We start from the raw sequence: 6,000 nt of genomic DNA on the forward strand, positions 1-6,000 counted from the left end.
CATTTCCGATGTATTTCGTATGATGTTGCGCATAAAGCAGGAGGAAGCATGTCCGACAACGCGACTGCCATGGTTTTGGCCTCTTTTATCGGCGATGCCCTGGCCCTTGGCCCGCACTGGGAGTATGATCCCGAGGCGCTGGCCAGACGATTCGGCCAGGTGACGGGCTACACGACCCCGGACCCCGACGGCTACCATGGCGGCAGGAAGGCCGGTGAGCTGACCCATTACGGCGATCAGACCCTTGTCTTGCTGCGTTCCCTGGCCGACCGGAAGGGGTTCGACATCGACGATTTCGCCGCCAAATGGCGGCAGCGGATGGCCTCCTATGACGGGTACATCGACGGCGCCACCCGCATGACGCTCAAGATTTTCGATTTCGGCGAATCCCCCGAAAATTCGGGCTCCAATTCCAACGATCTGGCCGGCGCGAGCCGGGTGGCCCCCCTTGTCTTCGCCCTGCGCCACGACCTGCCCGCCCTGGTCGAGGCGGCGCGCGCGCAGACCAAGATGACCCACAACCATGCCCAGGTCATCGAGGCGGCCGAATTTTTCGCCCGCGCCGCCTGGGCGCTTTTGTCCGGAAAATCCCTCGACGCCGCTCTGGACAGCGCCGCCGAAGCCGGCTACGCCAGCGCCCCCGTCGAACGTTGGCTGGCGCTTGGCCGCGAGTCGGCCGGTGAGGAGACCGTGGCGGCCATCGGCCGTTTCGGCCGGTCCTGCCACATCGACGAGGCCATGCCCGGCGTGATCCATCTCCTTGCCCGTTACGGCGACGACCTGCGCACGGGGCTCACGCAAAACGTCATGGCCGGCGGGGACAGCGCCGCCCGGGGCATGCTGGTCGGCATGCTGCTTGGCGCATCCCTGGGACGCGACGCGCTGCCCGAGGAGTGGGTTGGGGGGCTCGCCGTCCGCGAAAGCATCGAGCGGGATCTGGCGGCCCTCGGAGAGTAGGGGCGCAACCGGGAAAAGAGGGCGTGTTCCTTTCGACGCCAACGCACGCAAAGAGCAAAGCATTTGTTACGAAATACGGTTGTGTTTTGGAAGTGACGCCAGAGGACGCCGGCGCTTCGTCGGATTTTACACCCGTTCCCTTCTGGGGTATGCAGTAAAAGATTGCGCCAAGTCCGCCGGCCCAGGCCGGAGCAAAAGGCCGTCTGCCCCGACGGGCGGCCAGGGGGGGAACATGGAAAGCACCAAGGCGTGTTTGCCCGACATGTTTCAAAACCGGATCGAAGACCTGGTCAACGTCCAGACCACGGACGAGGAAATGACGGCCCACATGAAGGAGCTTACCTGCCGCATCCGCGAGCTGGAAGCCCTGGCCGGCGGCAGCGAGGATGATCAGGTGCGCCAGCTCGGCGAGGACATCCAGCGCCTGTGCGACCGCATCCGCCGGGACTACGTGGCCATGGCCTACCACCAGGGATTCGTCGATGGGGCGCGCTTCAAGCAGATCGTCGATGCCCCGGAGGCCTGATTGCAAAAGCGTTTTGCCGGCCCACCCGCCGTCAATACCTCGAAATGCTACCACCTCTATGCCGCACAAGGATATCCAGGACATCGCCCACTGCGTCTACATGATCGATCTGGTATTGCGGGAAATCATGAATTCACCGCATATCACCAACAAGGCTTTCGCCACCCAGTGCATTATCGAAAGCTTTGTGCGCATTCTCCGCGAGGAGGGCTATAGCCTCACGGAAAACCGCCTTAAAAAGATGCTCGCCTACGCGCATTGATTGTTCGCGTCGGGTGTATTCCAGAGGCTGCCATGCGCCGGTCGGCACAGCCTGCCCTTGATTGCGGCCTGCACCAAGGGCAGGCTGGACAACATGAAGCACGCCGGCTAATAGGCCTTTTTTTACAACAGCACGGAGGTCCTGCCTGGACGCCACACGAAGGTGGGCGCGGTCGCTTGTGGTCTGCCCAGGGGACGCCCCGGCGAAACACCATGCCAAGTCCAATCCACCTGGGGAATCTTCCGTAAAATAAGCGAGCGGCCGCCGGCTGGCGGTCCCGAACCATGCCCGCCCGCCACAGCGGCGACAGGCCGCTTTGCATCCGCCACCGACCGGGAGTTTTTCGTGAGTACAGCCGTCAAACCCGCCTGGATGCTCGGGCCTGTCCGGGAACCCATCACCCCGGAAGTCTCCAAGCGCATGGATGTCCTGCGCATTTTGCTCATGTTTCTGATCGTCCTCAACCATGGCGCCAAGGGTGTGATCGTGCGTATTGGCGATCCCGGGCCGCTCACGACCCTGATGGTGACGCTTTTCAACGACCATATCATCCTGGTGACCGTACCGCTTTTTTTCGCCATTTCCGGATTCTTGTTCCTGCGCAAGTTCGAGTTGTCCCTGGCCGCCTACGGCGAGATGCTGCGCAAGAAATTTTTCTCACTGTTCATTCCCTATGTGCTGTTCAATATCTGGATCGTCGCCTGGTTCTATTTCGTCGGCAGCATCGAGACGATGGGCTCCTGGAACTACTTTGTGCAGCACGGCCTTTGGGCCAAGATATTCGGCGTCGGCGGCTATGCCACGCCCGTCAACTATCCCTTGTGGTTTTTGCGCGACCTGATGCTGGTGTTCGTCCTCTCGCCCGTCCTGCTCCTGTTTCTCAAGGAAGCCCCGGGTGTGGGACTCGTCACCCTCTTTGTCCTTTGGACAGGGCTTGACCACGATCCCTACTCATACCACAGCTACTTCTTCATGTTCTATCTCGGCGGCTTTGTGGCCCGCTCCCGTCTGACCTTGTCCGGACGATCCTGGTGGCAGCGCTGGGGGGGACTCGTTTTCATCGTGCTGACCGTCGTACTGATCGCCCAAACTTCCTTTGGCATCACCGACCCAGTGGTGCAGCGCTTTCTTTTCAAGTGCTACCTCGTAATCGGAGTGGCCTTTTTCTGGTATGTCTCGTCGTTTTCCCGCATCCGGGACAGCGCCCTGCTGCACCGCATGGCCCGGTTCAGCTTTTTCATTTATCTGGCCCATGAACCCACGGTTTCCATTTTTCAGACGAGGCTCCTTTCCGTATGGATGCCTGCTAGCGATGTGCAGCAAACCATGTTTTACTTTATCACGGGGGTGACCGTGACCTTCTTTTTATGGGGCATGGGCGAAGTCTTTTCCCGGCTTCTGCCGCGCGTGTACGCTGTGGCCACGGGGGCGCGTCTGCCCAGGCGCAAATCGCTGCCAGCCGCCCTTGCGCCGCAAGGACATTGATCGATTTTCCTGTTTTACGGGAAAAGAGGATATTCGGACAGGTGCATTGCCAGTATTCACCTTGGAATCATTGAAGAAAAAATATAGAATGTAACCAATTTGCACGGCACGGAACATGCTTGGCCTCGCCAAGGGAGGAACAACGCTCTATGTTGCGTATCCTGCTTGCCGAGGATGATGCCAACCATGCCACCCTGGCCCGCCAGGCGCTGGAGGAAGAGGGACATGTCGTCACGACCGTCCCCGATGGCCGCGTTGCCTTGGAAACCATCGCCAAGGAGCCTTTCGACCTCATTTTGCTCGACATGCGCCTGCCGCAGGTGGACGGCCGCGAATTTATCGGCCAAGTGCGGGCCGATAAAACCCGTCTGGCCGATATTCCCATCGTGGTCCTGACCGGCTACGGCCTGCGCCAGCACCTGGACTTTTTCAACCGGTTCGGCGTGCGCGACTACCTGGCCAAGCCGTACGACTGCGACGAACTCACCACCATCATCCGCGCCTACGACCACCCCGCGCCAGGCGGCGCTCCCCACACGCCGTCGGTGCTCTGAAAAAAAACGCCGTCTTTGAAATTCGCCTGTACGAATCTCGAGGACACGACACGGGCGGCTCTTCGCCACCCGCGCCGCGCGCTCCCGGCTTCCCTACCGGGCCAGTGGACTTTCCCCGGCTTTTTCCGTAGACCGCTTGGGCGACACTCACGCCATCTGGCGGCAACAAGCGAGGAAACCATGCTTCGCATCGAAGACCTGCATGTGAAAATCGGCGACCGGAAAGTCCTCTCGGGCATCAATCTGCACATCGCCGAGAACGAGACATTCATCTTGTTCGGCCCCAATGGCTCGGGCAAGACCACATTGCTCATGACGCTCATGGGCTTCGGCAACTACGAAATCACCAAGGGCCGCATCCTTTTTCGCGGTCACGATATCACCAACGCAACCATCTACGAGCGGGCGCGCCTGGGCATCGGCATGTCCTTCCAGCGGCCGCCCACCATCCACGGCCTGAAGACGCGCCATCTGGTCACCATGTGCGCCCGGGGCGAGGAAATCGACGTGGAAGGGCTGGCCAAAAAGGTCAACATGGACGATTTTCTCGACCGCGACATCAATGCCGGCTTCTCCGGCGGCGAGATCAAGCGGTCGGAATTGCTTCAGCTCATGGCCCAAAAACCTTACCTGCTGCTTTTCGACGAGCCGGAATCGGGCGTGGACCTGGAAAATATGAAGCTGATCGGCTCGACCGTGCGTGAAGTCCTCACCGGGGGCATCGAGCCCCGGCCCGGGAGGAGCATGAAGCAGCAGCGGGTGACCAAGCGCCCCGTATCCGGGCTCATCATCACCCACACCGGCTACATTCTCGAATACGTCAACGCCGACCGGGGGCAGGTGCTCTATAACGGCCACCTGTGCTGCGAGGCCAATCCGCGCGACATCCTGGACCACATCAGCCAGTACGGCTACCAGGAATGCGTGCGCTGCCTCAATTAGCCCAAGGAGCCTGCGTCATGGAAAAGATCGATCTGCACGACTTTCGTTTCAGCGGTTCCACATTGGGCCAGATCCCCGATCTGCGCAATCTCGACCCGGCGGACAAGGCCGAGATGCTCATGTCCGGCGTGGATGTTGAGGAACACCAGCGCGCCGGCACCTATTTGCAGGTGGACCACGGCAGTGTCCACTGCAAGAGCCTGCAAAAAGGCGTGGAAATCCTCGACATCAAGGACGCCCTGAAAAAATACGATGGCCTGCCCGGCCATTTCTGGACCCAGGTGGACAAGGACAAGGACGAGTTCACCCGGGCCGCGGCCGAGAATCTGCACGGCGGCTATTTCGTGCGCACCGAGAAGGGCGCCAAGATCACCGAACCGGTGCAGTCCTGCCTGTTCCTCAAGTCCGACATGGTCGGCCAGAACGTCCACAACGTGGTCATCGTGGCGGACGATTCCGAGCTGCACATCATCACCGGCTGCTCGGTGGCCCACGGCTCCAAAGGCGCGGCCCACTTTGGCATCTCGGAATTCTTCGTGGGCAAGAACGCCAAGCTGACCTTCACCATGATCCACAACTGGGCCGACTCCACGGTGGTGCGCCCGCGCACCGGCGGTGTGGTGGAGGAGGGCGGGGCGTTTATAAACAACTACGTGCTGCTCAAGCCCGTCAAGGACCTGCAATCCTATCCGGCCATCCGCTTGAACGGGCGGGGGGCGGTGGCGCGGTTCAATTCCGTCATCGTCGCGCCCAAGGGGTCCTATGTCGACTCCGGCAGCCGCATCGAACTCAATGCTCCGGACACCCGGGGCGAAATCATCGCCCGCACCATCGCCTCGGGCGGCACCATCGTGTCGCGGGGCTTTATTGGCGGCAACTCCGTGCCGGCCAAGGGCCATCTCGAATGCAAGGGGCTCATTCTCGGCGGCGGCGTCATCCATGCCGTGCCCGAGCTGCTCGGCACCATGGACGGCGTGGAACTGTCCCATGAGGCGGCCGTCGGCAAGATCGACCAGGAAGAGATCGAATACCTCATGGCCCGGGGCCTGGACGAGGATGAGGCGACCTCCACCATCGTGCGCGGCTTCCTCAACGTGGACATCATGGGCCTGCCCAAGGAACTCCACGACGTTATCGAAAAGACCATCGCGGAGTCCCAAAAGGACATGTTCTAGTCACACCCTTCTTCCCCAAAAACTGGACAATGACACGAATGCGTCATTGTCCCCATAACAGGTAAAAGTTTTTGGGAGGGGAGAGCGCGAGAGGGGAAC

7 protein-coding genes are annotated in these 6,000 nt (G+C 60.7%); all 7 read left to right on the forward strand.

Annotation, left to right across the window (positions count from 1 at the left end):
* Window positions 1–48 precede the first annotated feature (48 nt).
* The 7 genes from ACMZ6R_RS11700 to ACMZ6R_RS11730 all read left to right on the forward strand — a co-directional run bounded on the left by ACMZ6R_RS11700 (window position 49) and on the right by ACMZ6R_RS11730 (window position 5,901).
* Window positions 49–957 carry an ADP-ribosylglycohydrolase family protein gene (locus tag ACMZ6R_RS11700; RefSeq protein WP_416111589.1) on the forward strand — a complete coding sequence of 303 codons (909 nt, stop codon included), beginning with the start codon at window positions 49–51 and terminating at the stop codon, window positions 955–957.
* 232 nt (window positions 958–1,189) lie between these two features.
* Window positions 1,190–1,483, forward strand: a complete 294-nt coding sequence (locus ACMZ6R_RS11705; RefSeq protein WP_416111591.1) for a hypothetical protein — start codon at window positions 1,190–1,192, stop codon at window positions 1,481–1,483.
* Window positions 1,484–1,541: 58 nt separating this feature from the next.
* Window positions 1,542–1,745, forward strand: a complete 204-nt coding sequence (locus tag ACMZ6R_RS11710; RefSeq protein ID WP_416111593.1) for a hypothetical protein — start codon at window positions 1,542–1,544, stop codon at window positions 1,743–1,745.
* Window positions 1,746–2,090: 345 nt separating this feature from the next.
* The gene (locus tag ACMZ6R_RS11715) at window positions 2,091–3,230 is read left to right on the forward strand and encodes an acyltransferase family protein (protein ID WP_416111595.1); all 1,140 of its coding nucleotides are present in this window, start codon (window positions 2,091–2,093) and stop codon (window positions 3,228–3,230) included.
* A gap of 149 nt (window positions 3,231–3,379) precedes the next feature.
* On the forward strand, window positions 3,380–3,784 hold the full coding sequence (locus ACMZ6R_RS11720; protein ID WP_416111597.1) for a response regulator: 405 nt from the start codon (window positions 3,380–3,382) through the stop codon (window positions 3,782–3,784).
* 180 nt (window positions 3,785–3,964) lie between these two features.
* Window positions 3,965–4,726, forward strand: coding sequence for an ABC transporter ATP-binding protein (locus ACMZ6R_RS11725; protein WP_416111599.1), 762 nt, complete (start codon window positions 3,965–3,967; stop codon window positions 4,724–4,726).
* Window positions 4,727–4,743: 17 nt separating this feature from the next.
* Window positions 4,744–5,901, forward strand: coding sequence for a SufB/SufD family protein (locus ACMZ6R_RS11730; RefSeq protein ID WP_416111601.1), 1,158 nt, complete (start codon window positions 4,744–4,746; stop codon window positions 5,899–5,901).
* Window positions 5,902–6,000 lie beyond the last annotated feature (99 nt).

The sequence above is a fragment of the Solidesulfovibrio sp. C21 genome (assembly GCF_047785625.1).
Lineage (GTDB): Bacteria > Desulfobacterota > Desulfovibrionia > Desulfovibrionales > Desulfovibrionaceae > Solidesulfovibrio.

Excerpts from the sequence above, each read along its gene's own strand:
- ACMZ6R_RS11700 (WP_416111589.1), top strand. The coding sequence starts at position 49 with ATGTCCGACAACGCGACTGCCATGGTTTTGGCCTCTTTTATCGGCGAT.
- ACMZ6R_RS11705 (WP_416111591.1), top strand. The coding sequence starts at position 1,190 with ATGGAAAGCACCAAGGCGTGTTTGCCCGACATGTTTCAAAACCGGATC.
- ACMZ6R_RS11710 (WP_416111593.1), top strand. The coding sequence starts at position 1,542 with ATGCCGCACAAGGATATCCAGGACATCGCCCACTGCGTCTACATGATC.
- ACMZ6R_RS11720 (WP_416111597.1), top strand. The coding sequence starts at position 3,380 with ATGTTGCGTATCCTGCTTGCCGAGGATGATGCCAACCATGCCACCCTG.
- ACMZ6R_RS11725 (WP_416111599.1), top strand. The coding sequence starts at position 3,965 with ATGCTTCGCATCGAAGACCTGCATGTGAAAATCGGCGACCGGAAAGTC.
- ACMZ6R_RS11730 (WP_416111601.1), top strand. The coding sequence starts at position 4,744 with ATGGAAAAGATCGATCTGCACGACTTTCGTTTCAGCGGTTCCACATTG.